This is a genomic window from Streptomyces sp. R41 (genome assembly GCF_041053055.1).
Taxonomy (GTDB): domain Bacteria; phylum Actinomycetota; class Actinomycetes; order Streptomycetales; family Streptomycetaceae; genus Streptomyces.
Genome location: NZ_CP163443.1, coordinates 10,394,203 through 10,415,833, shown reverse-complemented (window position 1 = coordinate 10,415,833; position 21,631 = coordinate 10,394,203). Strand labels below are relative to the sequence as shown.

Here is a 21,631-nt window from a genome sequence, read left to right as displayed (position 1 = left end):
GGGCGGGCCTCTTCCCACGACACCTGAAGGAATGCACGTTGGATGCTGGCAGCTGCACCAGTACATCCGCCGGAGTATGTTTCGCTGCCGCGCACATCCGCAGCCGCGGGGAAGCTGGTTATCGGCTGGGGAGTGATCGCGGTAGCCCGAACCATGGGAGCACGCTGTTGTCGAAGCGGGTCATGGCGCAGATCCGGTCGCCGGTGAGGGTGAGGACGTAGAGGCCGGTCCCATGGCGGATGCCGGTGGGGGCGCGCAGGTAGGCTCCAAACGCCGGTTGGCCGTTGGCTCGCGTGGGGATGAGGTCGAACCTGCGACCTGCGCGGAAGATGCTGGCGCAGAAGCGGGCCACGACGTCTCGGCCCTGGTATTCGAAGGGCATCGGTGGCATCGACATGAAGACGTCGTCGGTCAGCAGGGCCACCAGCGCATCGAGATCGGCGGACTCCCATGCGCGGACGAATTTCGCGGCGATCGCATCCTCCGAGGGTGACTCGCAGGCGGGCGGCGGTTCGCGGTCGTCGGTCGTGGGCCGTCGCTGCTGCAGGCCGGCGCGCGCCCGTTTGAGGGCGCTTTTGACCGACTCGACGCTCGAGTCCAGCATCTCGGCCACCTCGCCGGCGTGGAATCCGAGGACGTCACGCAGGATGAGCACGGCGAGCTGGCGTGGCGGCAGGACCTGTAGGGCGGTCACGAAGGCCAGGGAGATGGATTCGGTCTGCTCGTAGCGGGCCTCCGGGCCGAGCGGAGCGTCGATGGCACCCTCGAGGAGCGCGTCGGGGTAGGGCTCGAGCCAGACGACTTCGCCGAGCCGGGTCGGCTCCGGCGGTTCAACATTGGGCACATCCCATTCCTTGGCCTTCCGTCGGCCGGCCGACCGGCGCGCGTTGAGGCACCGGTTGGTGGCGATCCGATACAGCCAGGTGCGCAGCGAGGCGCGCCCCTCGAACCTTGCGAAGCCTTGCCAGGCGGCAAGCAGCGTGTCTTGCAGGGCGTCCTCGGCGTCCTGCAACGAGCCGAGCATCCGGTAGCAGTGCACCTGCAGCTCCCGGCGGTACGGCTCGGTCAGCTCCCGGAACGCCTCGCCATCCCCGGCCCGCGCCTGGGACATCAGGTCGCCGGTTACCACCCTCGCCTCACCTTCTTCCCACACCCTTTGGCACTTCCATCGTGTATGGACACCGGCCGAAGGGCGAAGGGGGCGGTCGGCGCGCGCCCCCTTTCCCGACGCCGCCGTGTCTACCCCAGTGGTAGCTGACAACGCCGACCAAGGAGCACCACGATGGGAAAGATCATCATCAGCGAGAACGTCTCGCTCGACGGAGTCGTCCAGGACCCGACCGGTGAGGAGGGCTTCAGCCGCGGCGGCTGGTTCCTCCAGATGGGGGACGCGGACCGCGATGCATGGGCCAAGCTCGAGCTCGACGAGGCCCTGGGCGCCGAGGCCCTGCTGCTTGGCAGGCGGAGCGACGAATGGTTCGCCGCGCGATGGCTGTCGCGCAGTGGCGAGTGGGCGGACAGGTTGAACAGCCTGCCCAAGTACGTCGTGTCCGCCACCCTCCAAGAGCCCAAGTGGAGCAACTCGACGGCATTCAAGGGCAGGGTTCTCAAGGGCGACGTGGTGGACGAGGTCTCGAACCTGAAGCAGGAGCTGGACGGCGACATCGTCGTCTACGCCAGCACCCAGCTCGTGCACACGCTGATGGAGCACGACCTCGTCGACGAACTGCGGCTCACCATCTTGCCGGTCGTGCTCGGGGCCGGCGAGCGCCTCTTCGGCGAGATCAGCGACAGGAAACCCATGCGCCTCATCGACACTCGCACCGTTGGTGACGGCCTCGCCTTCCTCACCTACCAGCCCGTCCGAGACGCGTAGCCCCCTGCGTCGATGACGGCCGGCGAGAGCCCACTTCGGCTCGCCGTGCGGGGCGGGCCTCACCAGAGGTGCAGGGTGAGGCCCGCTTCAGCCGACGGTGGGCCGCAAGGTCCCGACAACCTGACCGTGGGCAGAGGCAGCCGGGGTGGCAGACCGGCGCTTGGGTGCTCGTGCCGTGCCCGCCGCCGCGCAAGGTCCCTTCGTGGCCTGGCGACTTCCGCATTGACCCATACGAATGATTCACCGGCGCCCCAGGGTGAACGATGAGGCCGTGTGCCCCGCGCCGACGGCAGCCAGCCGCTCGCGATCATTAGCGTTGACGCTTGTGTCGATGAGCCATGCCTTTGTGAACCTGAAGCCCGGAGTGGGAAAGACGACCAGCGCAGTCTGGCTGGCGCACGCATTTCACGAGTCGGGTATCTCACCGCTGCTGGTGGACAGTGACCCCGCATCCTCCGCGCTGCGGTGGAGCGAATTGGCAGGTGGCTTCCCGTTCCCTGTGATCGCCCTTCCCGTGGGCGACGTGCACCGGCGCGTGAACGACTTCCTCGGAAACCGGCAGGCCGTCGTGTTCGACGCCCCGCAGATGGAGGACCACGCCCACATCGCCCGGAGCATCATGCGGTACGCGAGCGAGTGGATCGTGCCGGTGACCCCGGCCCCCATCGAGCTGGATCGCATGGCACCCATCGGCGGCGAGATGGGCGACGTACAGTCCCTGCGCGCCCAGCCGGCCCGCGCCACTGTCCTGCTGAACCGCACAAACCGTCCCGACGCCACGCGCACCGGTCCCGATGCCGACGCCCGCGAAGCTCTCACCGAGCGGGGCTTCGACGTGTTGTCCACCCATATTCCGCGGCTCGACCTGTACGCCCAGTCCTTCGGTAGCCCGGTGCAGGTCAAGGGCACGGCGTACATGGACCTCGCGGACGAGCTCATCAAGCGTCAGGAGATGGTGTGAATCAGCGCAAGGACACCTACCGGGCCGCATTGCAGCGCGTGCCGGACGTCGCCGCACCCCGTCACACCAAGATCACTCAGCTGCACACCCGATACGTCCGAGTGACCATCGAGTTCGACCCTGCCTTTCCGCGCGACCTGACCCGATGGGTGGGACCACCGGTATCCGCGCTCTTGCGCGCCGGCGCCGCAGTACTGCGACCCTGAGAAGCACCCCCGTAAGCCGGGTGACGCTGGTGACCGGCGAAGCGGGGGCCTCGATCGGCCGGGGCGCACCATCGGCCCCGGCGAACCGTCGGGCGGTTTTGGCCGCTTCCCTACCGCGGCCGGACGTCTCCCGACAGCCGTCCCGAACGTGGCCTCGGGTTGCTCTCCGGCCTTCCCTCTGGCACACCGTCCACGACCACGTCACTGACTCCGATGACCTTGCGCGTCTGGCACGAGCGGCACTTCAGCGCTGCCGGCTCCAACAGTCCTGGCCGGTCATCCGTGCCGGCGCAGGTCGTGGAAGAAGTCCTCGATGACGTGGAGCTGCCCGGAGCGGGCGATCTCGTCGTAGACGTATTTGCCGACGGCGAGGTCGAGTACTCCGAGGCCGAAGGGCGAGAACACCAGTGGCCGGTCGGTGGGGGGTGTCACCCGTCCGGTCATGACGTCGGCGAGTGTGCCGTGCAGGAAGTCGCGGTTGCCGGTGAGCTGTTCGGCCAGGTGGGGGGAGGTGTTGGCTTTGAGGCAGTGTTCGACGTCGTCGACGATGTTGGTCGAGGCGAGGATGATCTCGGGCGCGAGGTCGCGCAGGGACACGTGCAGGACCAGGGGGTTGTGGTCGAACCAGGCCGGGTCGCTGATGTGTGGCTCGCCGGCGATGGTGGCGAAGACGACGAGATCGCTGGAGCGGATGAGTTCCTCGGGGCTGTCGTGCACGGTGATCTGTCCGGCGGCGGAGGTCTGTTGGAGGTAGTCGCGGAAGCCGGCGGCGCTGTCGGGTGACAGGTCGTGGACGGCGGTCTCGTCGAAGGACCAGCCCACGGCGGTCAGGAAGGTGTGGATGTAGCGGGCGATCAGGCCCGTGCCGAAGAACCCGATGCGCGTGGGGCGTTGTCGGGTGCGGGTGAGGCGGTCGGCGGCCAGTGCCGCGGATGCGGCCGTTCTGGTGGCGCTGATGATGGAGCTTTCCAGGCAGGCGAAGGGGTAGCCGGTGTCGTGGTCGTTGAGGATCAGGACTGCGGAGGCCCTGGGGATGCCGGCCTGGACGTTGTCGGGGAAGCTGGAGATCCATTTGAGGCCGTCCACCCGCACCTGCCCGCCGATCGAGGCGGGCAGCGCGATGATCCGGGAGGAGGGGCGGTCGGGGAACCGCAGGAAGTACGAGGGCGGGTTGACCGACTCTCCGGCGGCGTGCAGTTGGTAGGTGGCCTCGATGAGCTCCACGATCTGTTTTTCCCGGTCCCGCAGGGCGTGCTGGACCTGGGCGCCGGAGATCACTGCGAACGGTGGCACGGTGTGCGGCTGGGACATGGCAGGCTCGATTGCGTTGGAACGGACGGTGGTCATCCGGCGCTCACCTCGGCGGTCGGCGGACACTCGGCCGGGCGCAGCGGCTCGGCCATGGCGACGAGTACCTCGCGTGGTCCTTGGAAGGCCTCCCTGCTGTGGGCGGTGAGCACATTGTCGACGAGCATGAGGTCGCCGGCCTGCCACGGCTCGCGGGCGGTGTGGGCGGTGTAGGTGTCGTTGAGGAGTTGGATGATGTCGGGGCCGATGGGGTCGCCGCCTCCGAAGCGGGTGTTGAAGGGCAGTTGCTCGGCGCCGTAGACGTCGATGAGGTATTCGCGGATTTCGGGTTCGATCGTCCATTCGTTGAGGAAGGCGATCTGGTTGAACCAGCAGCGGCGGCCGGTGAGCGGGTGGACCGTCACGGCGGGGCGGTGCTGGCGGGTGCGCAGGCCGCCGTCGGGTTGCCAGGCGAATTCGATGGCGTTTGTGCGGCAGTAGTCCTCGATGGCCCTCCGGTCGTCGGTGCCGAAGGCCTCGGCGTAAGGGGCGCCGATCTCGTCGTTGTAGGTGCGGGTGAGCAGCCAGCCTTCCTGTTCGAAGCGGTGGACCAGCTCGGTGGGCAGTGCCTCGAGGACGGTGGGGGCGTCGGCGAGGGCGGTGGCTCCGCCGGTGGTGGGTGCGGTCAGGCAGGCGAACAGCATGAGACCGGGGGGCTGGAGGGTGTAGCTGAGTTCGTGGTGCATGCACATCGGCTGGTTCGGTGGCCATGCCGAGGAGGAGTACACGCCCGAGGCGTAGGTCTGGCGGGGGGCGAAGGCTTCCTTGTCTGTCATCAGGGCCGGGGCCAGGCGCTGGAGAAGGGCGCACGCCCGGTCCGCGTCGCGCAGTCGCAGGCCGCGGATGAGGACCGAGCCATGTTCGGTGACGAGAGTGCGCAGTGCGCGATGGTGTTCGGCCGCCCAGGTCGACACGTCGTCAGGGGTCTCGGTGTACAGGATCGCGGGCTTGCCGGGGTTCAGGTCCAGCTTGAGGAGCGACGCCGTGGTCGGGTAGGACATGGTGCTTTTCCTTTCGATGCGGTTCAGGAGGAGGTCATCGGTTCGGTTGCGCGACGCTCGGGTCGGTTGTCGACCAGGGCGGCGAGGTCGGTGAGGACCGGGTGTGCGGTGACGTCCTTGAGGGACACGGCGCGGTCCAGGGCGACGGCGAGCTTCACCGCCGAGAGGGAGGTGCCGCCGCGGTCGAAGAAGTGGTCTCGGCGTCCGATCCGGTCCTGCGGGACGCTGAGGACGTGTCCCCAGGCGGCCGCCAGCCGCCGCTCGGTCGGTGTGGCCGGCGGCTCGTGGTCGTCCTCGGTGGTGGCGAGGTCCGCGGCGAGCGCCGTCAGTGCCTTCTTGTCGATCTTGCCGTTGACGGTCAGCGGCAGGTTTTCGCGCCAGTGGAAGGCCGCCGGGACCATGTAGTCGGGCAGCGAGGCCCCCATCCGGTCGGCGAGGGTCCCGGTGTCGAGGGGCTTGGGGCCGGAGTAGAAGGCGACCAGGTGCTTGCTCTGGTCGGCGCGTTCGGCGACCACCACCGCGCCGTCGCGGACACCGGGGAGGCGGAGCAGAGTGTTCTCGATCTCGCCGATCTCGATGCGGAACCCGCGGATCTTGACCTGGGCGTCACGGCGGCCGAGGAACTCCAGCTTCCCCGAAGGGTGCCAGCGGCCGTAGTCGCCGCCGACGTAGAGCCGCGTGCCGGCGCGGTGCGGATCGGCCAGGTAGGCCGCGTGGGTGCGTTCGGGGTCGTTGATGTAGCCGCGGCCGACGCAGACCCCGGAGAACGCGATCACGCCCGGGGCACCCAGTGGCACCGGTGTGAGGTGTTCGTCGACGACGTAGACGTGCACGTTGTTGACCGCGTGGCCGAGCAGGATGCGTTCCGGCGCCCGGTCCATCACGTCGTGGTTGGTGTCGTCCGACGTTTCGGTGAGCCCGTAGGCGTTGACCAGCCGGGTCCGGGGCTGAGCGGTGAACCAGCGCTCGGCGAGTTCCTTCTTCAGCGCCTCCCCGGTGACCGACACGTACCGCAGGTCGGGCAGCGTACGGGGGCGCTGTTCGAGCTCGGTCAGGACGGCTTCGAGGTAGGAGGGCACGACCTGCAGGACGGTGACCCTGCCGTCGGTGATGGTGTCGAGGAAGCGGGGGACGTCGAGGATGACGTCCTGTTCGACCAGCAGGATCTGCCCGCCGACCAGTAGCGCGGAGAGCAGTTGCCACAGGGAGATGTCGAAACACTGCGGCGCGGTCTGGGCGACCACCTGTCCCTCGCCGATCTGGAGGTCGTCGATCTTGGCGTACAGGTGGTTGAGCATGCCTGCGTGTTCGCACATGGCTCCCTTCGGCTCACCGGTGGAACCGGAGGTGAAGTAGATGTAGGCGAGCTGGTCGGGCGTGACGTGGATGCCGGGGTCGTCGTCGGCGTGGTCTTCTTCGTAGGCCGTGTCGACGAAGAGCCTCTCGACGCCGGGCAGGGAATCGAGTGCCTGGTCGAGGGTGGTGGTGCTGCCGGGTTCGGTCAGCACCAGGGAGCATTCGGCGCGGGAGAGGGTGGCGGCGATGCGGGCGGCCGGGAAGTGCGGCTCGATGGGGAGGTAGACCCCTCCGGCTTTGAAGACCGCGATGACGGCGGCCAGCCAGTTGAGGTTGCGTTCGGTCACCACCGCGACGACGCCTTCGCGGGCAAGCCCCCGGGCTGCAAGGGCGCGTGCCAGCCGGTTTGCCCGGGCGTTGAGCTCCCTATAGGTCCACTGCCGGCCGGCCTGCTCGGCTGCAACGGCATCGGGATGCGTCCGCACCCGGTCCTCGAACAGCTCATGCACCCGCGCACTCGGCAACTCCCGGTCCGGTCCAGCCAGTTGTTCGAGCTGGAAGCGCAGCTCTTCGGCGGACAGCAGGCTCTGGCGTGCGTGTTCGGCATCGGGGCCGGCGGTCATCAGCGCGAGCGCGGTCAGGTGATAGCCGGCGATGCGGGCGGCGCTGTCGGTGTCGAGCCTGTCGGTGCGGTAGTTCAGCCGCAGTACGAGCCGGCCGTCGCGGTGGCCGATGCCCATCCGCAGCGCGGTGTCCCCGGTGAGGTCTCCATCGATGGTGGTGGGATCGAGGACGGTCTCGAACGACGGTCCGGTCAGGCCCAGTTCGCGCCGCAGAGCGTCAATGTCCTCGGCCGGGACGTCCTGGTGTGCCAGCAATTCAGCGGCGACCTGGTGGGTGTGGTGCAGCAGTTCCCGCCATGAGGCGAGTGCGGTGGTGAGCCGGCACGGCAGCGCGCTGCCGCCCTCGCCGACGTAGCCGGTGGTGATCTCCTGCTCCCCGGACAGCGCCGCGAGCACCTTGGCGTGCGCGGCCAGCAGAAGTGAACTGAGCGGCACCGCCAGCTCGTCCGCCAGCCGGCGCAGCCCGGTCACGGTGTCGTGGGGGGCCTGTGTCTCGTACTCCCCCACGCCGGTCACCGGGTGGAGGGTCCAGCGTGGGGCGGGGGTGAATCCGCCGGCTGCCAGTACGCCGCGCCAGTACTCCCGGCCGGTCTGGGTGCGACTCACATGCGTTGCCATCGGGTCGTTCCTTTGCTTGTTGCTGGTGTCGCGGTGTCAGTTGCCGCGTGCCGGGGAGGCGTGAGCGGCGTTGTGTTCTGGACGGCCCTCGAGGTGGGGTATGTGGTCCGGCATTTCCCGGGCCGGGTTGCCGCCCCACTGGGCGCGTGAGGGGATTTCCTCGCCCTTCATGAGGAAGGAGTCGGGGGCGAGCACGGCGCCGTGGCCGATCGTCACGCCGTAGTGGACGAAGGCGCCGACCCCGAGGGTGCAGCCGCTGCCGACGGCGCTGCAGTCGGACTTGAAGGCGCCGTCCTCCTGCGAGTGGCACTGGACCACGGTCCCCGCGTTCAGCGTGCTGTCGTCGCCGATGGTGACGAGGGTGCGCTCCGGGAAGAAGCAGCCGTCGTCGAAGACCCGCTTGCCGATCCGGGCTCCCAGCAGCCGCCAGATCACGTTCTTGAAGGGGGTGCCGTCGAAGACCTGGATGTAGTCGATCGAGGCCAACTTCCAGAAGCGTTCATGGCGCCAGAAGGCAGGCTCGTAGATCGAGCAGTACAGCGGCTTTTGAGGCTTGAATCCAGTGGAGGCCCTTTCGATCAGCGCGAAGTAGACGACGGTGAAGGCAAGGGCGAGGACGCTGGCCAGTGCGATCGCCAGTGCGCCGAGCGAGGGGTAGAGATCGACCGCGCCCATGGTGATGAGGGTGATCACGAAGAAGTGGATCAACCGCGCCAGCAGGTACAGGCCGGCGGTCGCGGCATTGTGCCTGTTCTTCGCGGCCAGGCGGCGGCGCAGCTCGTCGCCGGTCTGAAGGTGGTTGAACCGGCTGTCACGCATCACCGTGCGCGGGATCTCGAAGCTGGGTGAGCCCAGCAGGCCCACGCCTTCGCGCACCGGTCCGTCGATCGGAACCATGACCTTCGTCGCGAGCAGGCAGTTGTCGCCGGTCTTGCCCCGTGAGGGGTAGGCGATGCGGTTTCCGAGGAAGTTACGGGGCCCGATCGACGTGCGGGACACACGGAAGGACGTGCTCGAGAAGTCGGCGTTCATGAGGGACAGTCCGTCGGCGATCATGGTGCCGGTGCCGACAGCGCTCAGGTAGGGGTTCTCGTGCTGCACTTCGGTGCCGAAGTTCGACCCGGTCTGCTCGACGCGTGACAGGTCGTATCCGAGGTAGCGCAGGTAGTGGACGATGCCGGAGCTGTCGCCGAAGAGCGTGTTGAAGGACTTCCTGTTGGTCATCAGCGCGATCGCCCGCTGGATGCCGTAGTGGACGCCGTAGAGCGGATAGACCTTGCCGGGCGTGATGGCCCGGTTGAGGACACGCGGCACGATGCCCACGACGAGGAGGCCGGCGAGCAGGGAGCCGAAGAACAAGACCAGGGAGGTGGCCAGGGCATCGGCATAGAACGCCGGGCTGGTCACCGGCTTGGGGTTCAGGAGCCCCTGAAGCTGCGGAACGCCGGTGAGCAGGACGCTCACGCCGCCCATCGCCAGCGGCAGATACACCACGAGCAGATTGAGCAGCTGCAGAGCGCAGTAGGCGGTCCTTTTGGAGGTGGGGCAGTCGGCGGGTCCGACCGTCCGGTAGTCCACCTCGGTCGGCTGCGCCGGCGAGCCGTGCCGGCGTTCGCCGTCGGGCACCCGCTGTCCGGTGTGCAGAGAAGAGGCGTGGCCCAGCTGGGCGCAGTCGCCCATCGAGGTCTCGATGTCGAGGACCGTGTGCTCGCTGACGAGCACGTTGCTGCCGAGGGTGACCGGGCCGGTCTGGATCACGCCGGCGTGGGCGCGGTAGCAGGACAGAAGCACGTCTTTGCGGATGATCGTGCCCTCACCGATGGTGAGCAGGTCGGTGCAGACCGGGATCGTGTGGGAGAGGATCGTGACACCTTTGCCGATCCGTGCGCCGAGCGCCCTGAGGTAGAGCACGTAGAGCGGTGAACCGGTGAACAGGCGTAGGGGGCTGGTGCGGATCAGGGTCTTGACGACCCAGAAACGCAGATAGGCCATGCCCCACAGGGGGAACTCGCCCGATCGCCAGCGGCCGATGAGTGTCCACTTCGCCACGATCGGGAAGGTGCACAGGCCCAGGAAGCCGGCGCCGGCGAACAGGACCGACCGCAGGTAGACGTCGAACAGGCCCGAGCCTGCGGAGATCCACTCGTGGCCTTCCGCGGCGGCGAGGGCGGCGAGGCAGGAATAGCCGAGGAAGATCAGGAACTGCAGCATTCCGCAGATGACGAAGCGCCGTGTACCGGCGGCTGCGGCCACCTCGGTCGATGCCCCCACGGCGGTCGGTGTGTGCGCCGGTGGCGGCACCTCCGCAGCCGGGGACGGGACGGGGGTGGGCGCGGCGTCGGCGAGCGCGGTGGCCAGGCTCCGGATGGTGGGGTGCCGGTAGATGTCCTTCATCGACGCCGTCGGCAGGTCCGCCCGCTTTCTGACCCGCGCGCAGAACTGGGCCATCACCAGGGAATCGGCGCCCAGGTCGTTGAAGAAGTGGCTGTCGACCGGCACCTGCTGGACGCGCACGACGCCGGCCAGAACCTCGGCCAGAAGCCTTTCGGTGCCGGTCGCCGGGCCGCTGTCCCCGCCGTCCTGGAGGGCCGATATATCAGCCGGATCGGCCGTCAAGACTTCGACAGATTTCCCTGGCACGTGAGCTCCTTGAAGACGTTTGCGTTTCGGTCGGCGCCAGTTCGGCACCGGTCGGTGCGGACGGATTCGTGATGCCCGCCTCTCCAGTAGGCCCGGCCGGGGACTTCCCGTCCTGCCCCTGAATTTCGGGGCTTGACGCAACACGCCGGTCTTGATAGCCCGACCGCTTCGCCGGTCATCTCCCTGTGTCCCCTTGCTTTCTGTGCGCATCGCCCGACTTACGACCGCGTATCACAGGAACCCGTCTCAATCCGCCGGGAAATCGGCCGGGAATTGCGTTGCCCGTCCGACCCGGCGTTTTCCGGGCGGGGACAGGTACCACGGTGCGGCAGGATCACGGGGGGGCAGGCCAAGGTCGCTGCCGTGCCGGGAAGCGGCGGATGACCCTGATGCCGGTGGGAGGTTCAGCCCCACTCCCGGGCACGGCCACGGACGCATATGCGCGAACAGGGTGCGCGTCAAGCCCCGAATTTCGGTGGCATGACACGACTGCCGCGAATTGGGCGTACTGGAGGCATTCGGGCGAGCCGCAGCTCGCCACCGAATTCCTCCCCGGGCCGCACCGAGACGGTTCAGCAGCCGGGAGCCTTCCAGTCGAGGAGACGACCATGCCCGTCATATCCGCCCCCCAGGCCTTCAACGAGGACGACCTCTACGTCGACCTTGAGGGAATCTTCGGGCACCCCCTGTTCCTCAAGTGCGAGGGCTTCAATTTCGCCGGCTCGATCAAACTCAAGGCCGCCACGGAAATGGTCGAGGCCGCCGAACGCGACGGCCTGCTGACGCCGGGCTCGGTGCTGGTCGAATCGTCCTCGGGCAACCTGGGCGTGGCCCTGAGCGTGATCGCGGCCAGCAAGGGATACCAGTTCCTGTGCGTGACCGACTCCCGCTGCAACCTGGCGACCAGGATGATGATGGAGGCCCTGGGCAGCCAGGTGCACGTCATCACCGAGCCCGACGCCGTCGGCGGCTTCCTCGGCGCGCGCATCGACCACGTCCGCGCGCTGTGCGCCTCCGACGACCGCTATGTGTGGCTCAACCAGTACGCCAACCCCAGCAACGGCATGGCCCACTACCGAACGACCGCCCCGGCCATCGCCCGGCAGTTCCCAGACCTGGATGTGCTGTTCGTCGGGGCCGGCACCACCGGGACCCTGATGGGCTGCGCGCGCTATTTCCGCGAGTGGCACCGGCCGGTGCGCATCGTGGCCGTCGACAGCGTGGGCTCGGTGACCTTCGGAGGCGCCCCTGGCCGGCGGATGATTCCCGGCCTGGGCACCAGCAGGCGCCCGCCGCTGCTGGACGAGTCCTACGTCGACGATGTGGTGCGCGTGGCGGAGGCCGACACCATTCGGGCCTGTCACCGGCTGGCCAGGCGTGGGTTTCTGTTCGGGGGCTCCACCGGCACAGTGGTCAGCGGCGCGATGGACTGGCTGGCGGGGCAGGAGGGACGGCAGCTGACCTCGGTGGCCATCGCCCCGGACCTGGGTGAGCGGTATCTGGAGACCGTCTACCAGACCAACTGGGTGCAGGACCTGTACGGCGAGGACGTTCTCGGCTCCCAGCCGCTGACCACCGCGTCCCAGGCAGCCTGACGCCGCACACGGAAGCGGCCCGCACATCGCGCAGACCCGGCGGCCGGCTGCTGAGATCAATAAATCCGAAGGCCGGACCTTTGCGCCGCCATAGGGCGCCGCGCCGGTTTCGCAGCCCGATGGCCGCGGCGTCTGACACTGCGCACCGACAGTGTTTCGCCCTGGTGCCTCGCGCGCCGTCCGCGCGCCGGTGTCCCAGCGAGTGGCGTCCGCCAGCGCCGCCCAATATCCACGCGGTACCCGCTCATCCCACCAGAAGGGGACGGAGAGCAGGCCATCGGGGCATAGAGGGCGATCGCCGGCCGCCCAGCCAAACCTGTCTGTGCCTCGTTCAGCTGGAGTGTGGCTCAGGCCATCAGCTCTGCCTGCCGCTCGTCGTTTCTGGGCGGGGACCTCGGCCGCGCTGTCGGCCCCCGGTCCCGCCATGAGCTTGTTCCGCTTTGACGGACACCATCGGTGTGGTGGTCAGGCCGCGAGGGCGGTCTCGTAGTCGACGGGGCTGCGGAAGCCGAGGCTGCTGTGCAGTCGGTGCAAGGTGTACCAGCCCTCGATGAAGTCGAAGATCGCGGTGCGGGTGGCGGCCCGGCTGGGCCAGGCTGTGGTGTCGAGCAACTTCCTTTGATTCTCACAAATGGTCATCTGCGAGAGGCCCGGACGCGCTCACGTTTCCGCAGGTCATCGCTCGCAAGAGTCCTCTCGAAGGAGCGGTGGCAGAAGGAGAACTCGCCCCAGTCGTGCGCCCCGGGCAGAAGAGTTTCGACGTCCTGCAGCGGTGGTCCTCCCGGCGGGGGCGCGGGGTGCGGTCCCGCAGTGTCGGCCGGTGATGGTCGTCGTCGCCGGTCAACCCGGCGCAGGGAAGACCGATACCCATGAACTCTGGCAGTCTCCAGGCCCAGCTACGCGAGATCGGCGTCCCTCCGCGACGCGGCAGGACTTCCGCGATCCGACAGCTCGTCCTCCAGGCCCCAGCACCCGTCATCGCGAAGGCCCTCGGCTACCACGACAAGACCGCCACCCGCCTGTTGACCGCGGCCGACGGGACCTGGAGCCGGTACGCCCCTGGCGACCACACACGGTGAGCTGCCGCGATGTGCTCCCCTGACTGCTCCGTCACTCGGGAAACGAAAAGCCCAGCTCGCGCAGGCGGGGCAAGCACACTGCGAGGCATTGCTCCACCGACGCGGCATCGGTTCGCACAAGGACGTCCTCACGCAACGGGGCACCGCTGGCTACAAAGGTCCAAGGCATGCGTCTCTCTGCCATCCGCTCGGCGTCAGCCTTGAACAGCACTGTTATGCCCTGTTCGGCCAACGCTTCCATAATTGCGACGACGTCCACCGGCGGTCTCCCCTTCCAGAAGTGCTTCGAACGCACCACGGTGAATTCACCGGCCCAAGGACGGACCCCGAACTCCGATACCACCCGGAGTGACCAACCACGGCCGTCCAAGCGGGAATACGCGACACCTCAACATGCGAGCTCACCAGTCTCAAGCCCCGGATCGGCGGAACGAAGTGGGACCGAGAGGCTGCCGCGTTCTCCAGGCTGTTCAAGTGAGCAAGGTCTACCCGCTGTCGGTGGACGTCCCGCTGGAGGACTGGGCCGTGGACTCGGTCAGCGTGAGGGTGACGTGGCTGACAGCCCTGATCGATCTCAGCGCCAACGGCGCACCAATATCACGACGCAGAGCGGCCGGTTGCCGCCAACAGGACATCCCTACCGGACAGTTCCGGTCCGGACACGGACGGTTGCGGCATGTGGCCAGAGGGTTTCGAAGCTGCGGTGGCGGAGTAGGCAGGCGACGGCGGCGAGAACTGCGAGGAGGCCGAAGCACCGACGCAGTTCTGACATGTGGACGATCTCGTTCGGTCCGGGTTCACTCGGGGGCTGGTGTCGCCAACTGCCGCATCCCTAGGATGTATTGTCTGTCGGGCCAGTCCACATGGCGCGTCTCGGAGCTGGGGGAATGATGCAGCCTGGCAAGCAGGTGTCCACGAAGATCGATGCCGCGGTTCCGACGGCCGCACGCATGTACGACTACTACCTGGGCGGCAAGGACAACTACGCGTCCGACCGGGCGGCCTGTGAGGAGCTGGACAAGGTCGTACCCAGCACACGCGCCCTGGCGGTGAACAACCGGCGCTTCCTGCAGCGGGTGGTCGGGACACTGGCCACCGACTACGGCATCAGGCAGTTCGTCGACCACGGCTCAGGTCTGCCTACCCAGGACAACGTGCACCAGGTCGCGCAGCGGATCGACCCGGCCAGCCGCGTCGTGTACGTCGACAGCGACCCGATGGTCCTGGTGCACGGCCGGGCCCTGCTGGAGCAGAACGAGCGCACTGCCGTCATCCAGGCCGACCTGCGGGACACCGACGGGATCTTCTCCCACCCCGACACCGAGCGCCTGATCGACTTCTCGCAGCCAGTGGCCGTGCTGTTCAACTCGGTCTTCCACTGCATCCCGGACAGCGACACCGACGGCCCGTCGGCTGTGGTGCGCCGTGTAGCCGAACATCTGGTCCCCGGCAGTTGCATGGTGATGTGTCAGCTGGTCAGTGAGGATCCCGAGGTCCGCGACTTCGTGACCAATTTCATGGATCAAGCGACGCAGGGGCACTGGGGCCGCGTACGCCAGGAGCAGGACGTCGCGAAGTGGTTCGAGGGCCTGGACATCATCGAACCGGGGCTGGTGGAGGTGTCCACCTGGCGGCCGGACAGTGAGGTGGCTCCCCGTCAGCTCACCCAGGAGTGGATCGAGTTCGGCGGCGTGGGCCGCATCCACTAGAGCGGGGCCGTACCCCGGGTCCGAGGCGCTCGCCGGGTGACGGGTTACGGAGCGGCGTAACGCTGTTCCATGGTGTCGCGCAGCCGCACCAGGGACTCGCGCGGGTTGAGCGCCTCGTCACCCAGCCGGTCCAGGACCAGCCGGTACTCCTCGGTCTCGTCGCGGTCTTCCAGGAACGCGGCACTCTTGATGTGCTCCAGGTACACGATGTCGGGCAGATCGACGCCGCCGAAGCGCAGGTATGTGACGGGGATGGCGGGTGCGGAGGCGTTCGTCACGTCCAGGGGCACGATCTGCACGGTCACATGGGGGCGCTGAGCCATATCGACGAGGTACTGGAGCTGCTCGCGCATCACCTCCCGACTGCCCAGGACGCGTAGCAGGACGGACTCGTCGATGATCGCCCACAGTTTCGGGGCATCCGCGCGCTGCAGCAGCTCCCGGCGGCGCATGCGCAGCTCGACGCGGCGCTGCACTTCGCGGGCCGGTGCCGTCGGCAGACCCCGTTCCACGACCGCCCGGGTGTAGGCCGGAGCCTGCAACAGGCCCGGAACGTACTGGATTTCGAAGGTACGGATGGCGACGGCCGCCTCCTGCAGGCCGACCAGCCGATCGAACCACTCGGGCATCAGGCGCTTGTCGTAGCGCTGCCACCATCCCGGCTCGCCGGCGCGCCGCAGCAGTTGCAGCAGCACCTGCGCCTCGTAGTCGTCGGCCTTGTACAGCTCCAGCAGCGCGCGGACGTCGGCTTCCGTGGGGGGTCGGCGACCCTTGCCCGCCTCGATGCGCGACAGCTTCGCCGGACTGAATCCCACGGCTCGCGCTGCCTGGTCCTGGGAGAGACCAAGGTCCTCGCGGATGCCCGTCAGCTGGACACCGACCAGCATCTTCAGCAAGGTCGGAGCGGGCTCGGTCCGGTTCAGATACGGTTCGAGACGGGAGATAAGAGGTGACTCGGCGGACATCCTGACTCCCCATAGACCGGCAGACGACAGACCGCATTGTCGCATCCCGCTCTCTCCTTCTGCAGGCCTCCACAGAAGTGGGGACGACCGGCTCCGCTTCACAGCAGGTGGTCGAACTCTCCGTCCTTCGCACCGGCCAGGAAGGCGGCAACTTCGGCCGGCGTGTAGATGAGGGCCGGGCCGTCGGGGTCCCGGGAGTTGCGCATCGCGATACCCTCCTCGCCCAGGGCGGCCACCTCGACGCAGTTGCCTTCGGCATTGCTGTGCCGGCTCTTGATCCAGCGGACGCCCAGTGAACTCGCCCGCACTCCGTTCGGAACTGATGGCACCGCACTCTCCTTGCTCACGTTCCGCCACGCCTGCAACCTCGCCACCTACTGGGTCGGATCACACCGCGTGCCGCGTGCCTTCGGCACCCATACGCACAATTTCCCGTGAAATTGCACGACGGCGCCTTCGGTTGTGGATAATAGCCCGTGACGCCAACCCGTGTGTTGGCGCATGCTGACGTCCCATCAGGGAGACGCTGTGTCGTTACCTGTGCACCAAGCGCCCCGGCTTCCCAGCGCGGCTGCGCCACTGCCAGAGCGGTCCGCGCCGCCCGACGCCCTCGATCGCGGAGCCCTCTCCAGCGCCTCGAATCCTCGAGAGTTCACGCGCCAGGGGCCTTCGCCCGGCTCATCCAGGACCGCCGTACTGCGCCTCATCGGCACCACACAGGCGTGCCCCCAGGCGCGTGACTTCACCCATCGCACCCTGGGCAACTGGGCGTTGGACCACTGCAGCGCCGACGCCCTCGCCGTCGTCGCCGAACTGGCCGCCAACGCCGTGGTGCACGCCATGGAGCACGCCCCGGACGGCGAGGCCGAGGTGTGGCTGAAGCTCACCCAGCGACCGTCCCACCTGGTGTGCGCCGTCACGGACTCAAGCGACAGCCCACCCGTATACCCGCGCACGAGCGACCTCTTGGACGAGCACGGCCGGGGCCTGCGCATCGTCGACGCTCTGTCCGAACACTGGGGCTGGACCTGGCGCTACCGAGCGGGCAGGACCGTTCCCGCGGGCAAGACCGTCTGGGCCATGCTGCCGACCTGCCTCGCACGTGACCCGACCGCCGCAGAGGAAGGCACGCGTTCTTGGTGAAGAGGGTGTTGCGCTGACAATCGGTCAACAAGGAGTGCGCCGACGGGCGCGGGGAGGCACCGGATGCAGGACACTTTCATCAGGCCCGCTGCCCAGGGCAGCTACGACGCATACCTGGAACACATACGGCTATGCCGGGAGTGCGCGAGGGGATCAGGCCGGTGCCCCGACGGCCAGGAGCTGGTCCGGGCCTACCTCAAGGACGTCAGGAAGGGCTGAAACGGCCCCTCGCCGCCACGGGGATGTAGACGGCGAGCGGCACGCTCCTCAAGGCTGCCCAGCCGAGGCGGCCCCAAGACCCCGCTTCTGCCAGCCGCTTGAGGCGCGGGCGGCCCACTCCCGGGGGCGGGAGGACAGGTCCGCGACGGTCCCACCCCGGTCTGCCTCCTCCGGCTCGTCCTCCCAGACGCCGAACGGGCCCTCGTCCCCGGCATGACTCGCGCCGAGCAGCGGGCCCGAGTCGGCGGGCGCCCGAGCAGCGGAACACCGGGAAGTCCTCGGCGGACGGCAGGCCGGATGCGGCCAGCGCGCGGGTGCCCTGGTCGAGCATGGAGATCGTCCCCCCACACGATCCCGAGGCCCGGTACAACCAGAAGATCACTGCTTCTGGGCAGCGCGACTGGATCGGCTACCGCGACCACCAGACCGAAACCTGCGCCGACACCGGCCCGAAACGTGATCGTCCAAGTGGCGAGTCGGCCGGCCCCGGAGCAGGACATCGACGCCCTGGACCACGTCCACCAGGGCCTGACAGAACAAGGATTTCGGTCGCTGGAACATGCGGTGGACGGCGACTGCAGCACCCCGGACAGCATGCACGCGCGGCCCAGAAGTGGGGCATCAGGCTGTTCGGCCCGGTCCGCGACGCTCCCCGAAAGAAGCCAAGAGGTCGAAGCCAAGAGGTCACGGCTCAATGCATGGGTGTTTGCCGACGCGTGCTGGTGAAACGGCTGCGGTAGTGGGTCGGTGTGGTGCCCAGGTGGCGAGCGAACGCGCGGCGGAGGGTTTCGTCGGTGCCCAGCCCGCTGTGGTGCGCTGCGGAGGTGACGCTGTGGCCTTCGAGGAGGAGTTGCTGGGCGCGGTCGAGGCGGACCCGTTCGACCCAGCGGGCGGGTGTGGTGCCGAGTTCGGTTCGGAAGAGCCGCGTCAGGTGCCGGGGACTGACGGCCGCGGCTGCCGCCATGGCGGGCAGGCTGTGGTCGGCGGCCGGGTCGGCGAGCACCGAGGCGATCAGCGAGCGCAGTGGGTCATTGCGCGGTGGTGGAGTGGTGTTGGCCGCGGAGAACTGCGACTGCCCGCCGGGACGTTGCATGAACACGACCAACTCGCGCGCGATGTCCCTGGCCACCTCTGCTCCGTGGTCGTCCTCAACGAGGGCGAGGGTCAGATCGATCCCCGCGCTGATGCCCGCAGAGGTGACGTAGTGCCCGTCGCGGATGTGGATGGCGTCCGGCTCGACGCGCACCCGGGGGTAGCGGCGGGCGAGTGTCTCGGCGTGCCGCCAGTGGGTCGTCGCCCTGCGGCCGTCGAGCAGGCCGAGTTCGGCGAGGACGAAGGCCCCGGTACAGACCGAGGTGACCCGTGCCGCCTGGTCGGCAAGATCGCGGGCCACGGCCAACAGCTCCTTCTCGGCGGGCTGCTGGGCCAACCGGTCTCCCCCGGCGACCACGACCGTGTTGACCGGCCCGGCGTCAACCGCGGTCACCGTGCCGGTCAGCGCCAGCCCGGTAGAGGTGGTGACTGTGCCACCGCGCGGGGAGACCAGCACCAGCTCGTAGGGGTGACCGAACCTGCCCGACTGGTGCAGCACCTCGGAAGGGCCGCTGACGTCGAGCATGGTCACGCCGTCGAAGACGACGAATCCGACCCTGTGCGTCATGTCCGAATCCGTGGTTTTCCTGGCCGTGAGGACATGGCTCCAGCGTACGCCGCAGATGACCCTGGAGGCAGACCAACGGTCCAGCAAGGAGACCAAGGAGACGGAGAAGCCATGAGTGAAGTGATCGCAGGCGTGGAGATCCCGGACACCGCCCTTGTGCGGGAGGCAACCGAGCTGGTGCGCGAGGCCGCACCGCCGTTGCTGTTCGCCCACTCCCGACGGGTGTTCCTGTGGGGATCCCTGCGCGGCCGGGAGCAGCAGCTCGACTTCGACCCCGAGCTGCTGTACGTGGGCGCGATGTTCCACGACCTCGGGCTCACCGAGCGGTTCCGCCGTACCGACCAGCGTTTCGAGATCGACGGCGCCGATGAGGCCCGCCGGTTCCTGCACGCCCACGGCATCACCGGCGAGCCCGCCCAGCGGGTCTGGACGAGCATCGCCCTGCACACCACGCCTGAGATCCCGCTGCACATGGCAGCCGAGATCGCCCTGGTCACCCGAGGTGTGGAGCTGGACGTCCTGGGCATCGGCTACGACGCGGTCTCCGACGAGCAGCGCACCGCCGTCGTGGCGGCACACCCCCGCCCGGATTTCAAGAACCGGATCCTCGCCGCGTTCACCGAGGGCATCAAGGATCGCCCCGGCACCACGTTCGGCAACGTCAAGGCGGACGTGCTGGCTCACTTCGTACCCGGCTTCGTGCGCGGCGACTTCGTCGAAGTCATCAAGAACTCGGGCTGGCCGGAATGAGGCGGTCGCCATTTTCCTCACAACCCATTTCGCATCACAACGGGGAGTGCACGATGACGACTCAGGGACATCTCACGCCCACCTCGCATGGCGTGGAAGGCCATCCGCCGCATCAGCTAATCCTGCCCCGATCACCTGTTTGAGGCCCTTGGCACGCAGGATGGCAGGCTGTGGAGGCGTCTTCGCCTCCTGGGCAATGAGCTGCTGGACGTCTGGTGAAGCGCCGGTGAGCGGGTCCCGCAGGGCGGCTGCGCATAGGACCGTGCGCCGGGGCCCACTTGGGGACGTGGGCCGTTAGCCCATCCGCTGCCCCGCCGGCGATTCCTCCACTGCGTCGACCTCTGCCGCAGCGACCTGCGTAAATGTTCATCCGAGAGCAGTCGCTACGCCTGCCCGGGTGACACCTGTGCCGATGCCTCCTGTTGCGGAGCTGACGGAGTGTCGGTTGCCTCGTCGGTGGAGCACAACAGGGGCACCGCGCAGACCGGCCGGTCACTGCTCCATTGGAGGATTCCCTTGCGAAACACACACGTTGGCGTTGGTATCGGCCTGGTCATCGGCGTGCTAGTTCTGCAGAGTCCAGCCGCCGCCGATGACTCAGAGCTCCACATCCGCCCGGGGGATGCCTCCCCGGGCTCTACCGTCACCGTCAGCACCACGGCCTGCGGCCCGGACGTCACGTACGGCAAGGGCGAGTCGGAGGCAGGAGGAACGTTCCACCTCTTCGAAGGCGACCACGAGGGCGAGCTCACCGGCGAGTTCCAGCTCCCGGAAGACAGAAGTCCCGACACCGACACCGTCACCGTCAAGTGCCCGCCACTGACCAAGATCACCGACACGTACCAGATCGCCGGCCGCGAGCCGAACGGCGCCGTCGAAGCCGGTTTCGGAGACACCAAGGACACCGATACACCCTTCGCTGTCGGCGGCGCACTGCTCGCCGCGGCCGCCGCCGGGTGCCTGGTCAGGATGCGCCGCCGCTCACACGGCAACCGAACCTGACCGCCCCACTCCCGCCGCACCGGTCCCCGGGGCCGCGGGAATGAACCCCACCCGGCTGCAGGCAAGAGGCCCCACCGCGATGGAACCCGCACACAAAACCAACGCGCCCCCACACACGTTCGTCCCCCCGGTCACGCACCTGGCCCTGGCACTGGTGACAGGTTCCGTGCTGATGACCGGCGCGATGCACGACAGGCAGCCGCCGCAGCCTTCGGCCGGCCAGGCCTTCTCCACTCCCTCGGCAGGTCCCACGCCCGGCCGCGCCGCCTCAGCAACGCCCCCCGCCGTCCGGCCACTGCCCGCCGCACAGCCCGTTCGCCTTCGTATCCCCGCCATCGACGTGAACGCCCCCATGACGGAGCTGGACCTCGACAGGGCGGGAGCGCTGCGGCCCCCGCCCGCCGACAACTCCAACCTCGCCGGCTGGTACGGCCAGGGCACCGCACCAGGCTCGGCAGGCACAGCCGTCACCGCCGGGCATGTGGACATGCCCGGCGGCAGCCCCGGCGTTTTCTACCAACTCGGCGATCTGACCAAGGGCGACACGATCGAGATCAGCCGGACTGACGGGCGCACAGCCGTATTCACCGTCGACGCCGTGGAGGTCTACGACAAGAAGAAATTCCCCAGCAAAAAGGTCTACGGCAACTCCGACCAGCCCGAACTACGGGTCATCACCTGCGGCGGCTACGTCAGTGGCACCGGATACCAGGCCAACGTCGTCGTGTACGCGACGCTCACCGCAGTGAAACAGGCCGCTGCTCACAGCGCCGGTCCGATCCCTCTGATGCCGCACAATACGGCGGAGGTTGTCCTGGCCGACCAGGGCCACGCAGCGGCCGGAGCGGTCACGGAGACCGGCCGCGACGCTCGACTTGCCTGAAGCCGAGTTGCCGCGCAGGACGATCAGCCGGGCTTCTTCCGTGCCCTCCACCTGACGA

Annotated in this window: 18 protein-coding genes and 4 pseudogenes; 11 read left to right on the top strand and 11 right to left on the bottom strand. The window is 68.2% G+C overall.

Annotated elements, in window-relative coordinates:
* Positions 1 to 118: 118 nt before the first annotated feature.
* Entirely contained in the window at positions 119 to 1,129 is a 1,011-nt protein-coding gene (locus AB5J53_RS47520) for a sigma-70 family RNA polymerase sigma factor (RefSeq protein WP_369251873.1), read from the bottom strand.
* Between the two features lie 153 nt (positions 1,130 to 1,282).
* Here AB5J53_RS47520 and AB5J53_RS47515 point away from each other — a divergent pair, with 153 nt between their 5' ends.
* From AB5J53_RS47515 to AB5J53_RS47505, 3 genes are all read left to right on the top strand, one after another.
* Positions 1,283 to 1,876: a dihydrofolate reductase family protein gene (locus tag AB5J53_RS47515; protein WP_369251871.1), complete on the top strand. Its 594-nt coding sequence runs from the start codon at positions 1,283 to 1,285 to the stop codon at positions 1,874 to 1,876.
* Positions 1,877 to 2,207: 331 nt separating this feature from the next.
* Complete coding sequence (locus AB5J53_RS47510) at positions 2,208 to 2,837, top strand: hypothetical protein (RefSeq protein ID WP_369251869.1); 630 nt, start codon at positions 2,208 to 2,210, stop codon at positions 2,835 to 2,837.
* On the top strand, positions 2,834 to 3,043 hold the full coding sequence (locus AB5J53_RS47505; RefSeq protein ID WP_369251867.1) for a hypothetical protein: 210 nt from the start codon (positions 2,834 to 2,836) through the stop codon (positions 3,041 to 3,043). Before AB5J53_RS47510 ends, AB5J53_RS47505 begins: the two co-directional genes overlap by 4 nt.
* A 276-nt stretch (positions 3,044 to 3,319) precedes the next feature.
* Here the strand turns inward: AB5J53_RS47505 and sbnB are convergent, their stop codons facing one another.
* The 4 genes and pseudogenes from sbnB to AB5J53_RS47485 all read right to left on the bottom strand — a co-directional run bounded on the left by sbnB (position 3,320) and on the right by AB5J53_RS47485 (position 10,523).
* A complete protein-coding gene (sbnB, locus tag AB5J53_RS47500; protein WP_369251865.1) occupies positions 3,320 to 4,390 on the bottom strand; it encodes a 2,3-diaminopropionate biosynthesis protein SbnB in 1,071 nt (356 codons plus the stop codon).
* On the bottom strand, positions 4,387 to 5,391 hold the full coding sequence (locus tag AB5J53_RS47495) for a TauD/TfdA family dioxygenase (protein ID WP_369251863.1): 1,005 nt from the start codon (positions 5,389 to 5,391) through the stop codon (positions 4,387 to 4,389). The genes sbnB and AB5J53_RS47495 overlap by 4 nt, the downstream gene beginning before the upstream one ends.
* A gap of 62 nt (positions 5,392 to 5,453) precedes the next feature.
* Positions 5,454 to 7,928 (bottom strand): annotated as a pseudogene (locus tag AB5J53_RS47490) (amino acid adenylation domain-containing protein); the annotation flags it as partial.
* A 36-nt stretch (positions 7,929 to 7,964) separates the two neighbouring features.
* Positions 7,965 to 10,523 (bottom strand): Pls/PosA family non-ribosomal peptide synthetase, encoded by a 2,559-nt coding sequence (locus tag AB5J53_RS47485; RefSeq protein WP_369252923.1) that lies wholly within the window; start codon positions 10,521 to 10,523, stop codon positions 7,965 to 7,967.
* Between the two features lie 653 nt (positions 10,524 to 11,176).
* Here AB5J53_RS47485 and sbnA point away from each other — a divergent pair.
* Positions 11,177 to 12,163 carry a 2,3-diaminopropionate biosynthesis protein SbnA gene (gene sbnA, locus AB5J53_RS47480; protein ID WP_369251861.1) on the top strand — a complete coding sequence of 329 codons (987 nt, stop codon included), beginning with the start codon at positions 11,177 to 11,179 and terminating at the stop codon, positions 12,161 to 12,163.
* A gap of 465 nt (positions 12,164 to 12,628) precedes the next feature.
* On the opposite strand, the gene AB5J53_RS47475 is transcribed toward sbnA, so the two are convergent.
* A complete protein-coding gene (locus AB5J53_RS47475) occupies positions 12,629 to 12,775 on the bottom strand; it encodes a hypothetical protein (protein WP_369252971.1) in 147 nt (48 codons plus the stop codon).
* Positions 12,776 to 12,794: 19 nt separating this feature from the next.
* Here AB5J53_RS47475 and AB5J53_RS47470 point away from each other — a divergent pair.
* Positions 12,795 to 13,010, top strand: a pseudogene (locus AB5J53_RS47470) (hypothetical protein); the annotation flags it as partial.
* Between the two features lie 22 nt (positions 13,011 to 13,032).
* On the top strand, positions 13,033 to 13,242 hold the full coding sequence (locus AB5J53_RS47465) for a hypothetical protein (protein ID WP_369252969.1): 210 nt from the start codon (positions 13,033 to 13,035) through the stop codon (positions 13,240 to 13,242).
* Between the two features lie 31 nt (positions 13,243 to 13,273).
* On the opposite strand, the gene AB5J53_RS47460 is transcribed toward AB5J53_RS47465, so the two are convergent.
* A complete protein-coding gene (locus AB5J53_RS47460; RefSeq protein ID WP_369251859.1) occupies positions 13,274 to 13,501 on the bottom strand; it encodes a hypothetical protein in 228 nt (75 codons plus the stop codon).
* 631 nt (positions 13,502 to 14,132) lie between these two features.
* Here AB5J53_RS47460 and AB5J53_RS47455 point away from each other — a divergent pair.
* On the top strand, positions 14,133 to 14,951 hold the full coding sequence (locus AB5J53_RS47455; protein WP_369252921.1) for an SAM-dependent methyltransferase: 819 nt from the start codon (positions 14,133 to 14,135) through the stop codon (positions 14,949 to 14,951).
* Between the two features lie 44 nt (positions 14,952 to 14,995).
* Here AB5J53_RS47455 and AB5J53_RS47450 read toward each other — a convergent pair whose 3' ends face one another.
* A complete protein-coding gene (locus tag AB5J53_RS47450; RefSeq protein ID WP_369251857.1) occupies positions 14,996 to 15,916 on the bottom strand; it encodes a helix-turn-helix domain-containing protein in 921 nt (306 codons plus the stop codon).
* Between the two features lie 98 nt (positions 15,917 to 16,014).
* Complete coding sequence (locus tag AB5J53_RS47445; protein ID WP_369251855.1) at positions 16,015 to 16,245, bottom strand: DUF397 domain-containing protein; 231 nt, start codon at positions 16,243 to 16,245, stop codon at positions 16,015 to 16,017.
* 199 nt (positions 16,246 to 16,444) lie between these two features.
* Between AB5J53_RS47445 and AB5J53_RS47440 the strand changes: the two genes are divergently transcribed.
* Positions 16,445 to 17,059, top strand: a complete 615-nt coding sequence (locus AB5J53_RS47440) for an ATP-binding protein (RefSeq protein WP_369251853.1) — start codon at positions 16,445 to 16,447, stop codon at positions 17,057 to 17,059.
* Positions 17,060 to 17,969: 910 nt separating this feature from the next.
* On the opposite strand, the gene AB5J53_RS47435 is transcribed toward AB5J53_RS47440, so the two are convergent.
* On the bottom strand, positions 17,970 to 18,938 hold the full coding sequence (locus AB5J53_RS47435) for a GlxA family transcriptional regulator (protein WP_369251851.1): 969 nt from the start codon (positions 18,936 to 18,938) through the stop codon (positions 17,970 to 17,972).
* Between the two features lie 111 nt (positions 18,939 to 19,049).
* Between AB5J53_RS47435 and AB5J53_RS47430 the strand changes: the two genes are divergently transcribed.
* From AB5J53_RS47430 to AB5J53_RS47420, 3 genes and pseudogenes are all read left to right on the top strand, one after another.
* Positions 19,050 to 19,688, top strand: coding sequence for an HD domain-containing protein (locus AB5J53_RS47430; protein WP_369251849.1), 639 nt, complete (start codon positions 19,050 to 19,052; stop codon positions 19,686 to 19,688).
* 561 nt (positions 19,689 to 20,249) lie between these two features.
* Positions 20,250 to 20,690, top strand: a complete 441-nt coding sequence (locus AB5J53_RS47425) for a sortase (protein WP_369251847.1) — start codon at positions 20,250 to 20,252, stop codon at positions 20,688 to 20,690.
* Between the two features lie 172 nt (positions 20,691 to 20,862).
* Positions 20,863 to 21,441, top strand: a pseudogene (locus AB5J53_RS47420) (class F sortase); the annotation flags it as partial.
* On the opposite strand, the pseudogene AB5J53_RS47415 reads toward AB5J53_RS47420, so the two are convergent.
* Positions 21,442 to 21,624, bottom strand: a pseudogene (locus tag AB5J53_RS47415) (kinase); the annotation flags it as partial.
* Between the last annotated feature and the right edge of the window lie 7 nt (positions 21,625 to 21,631).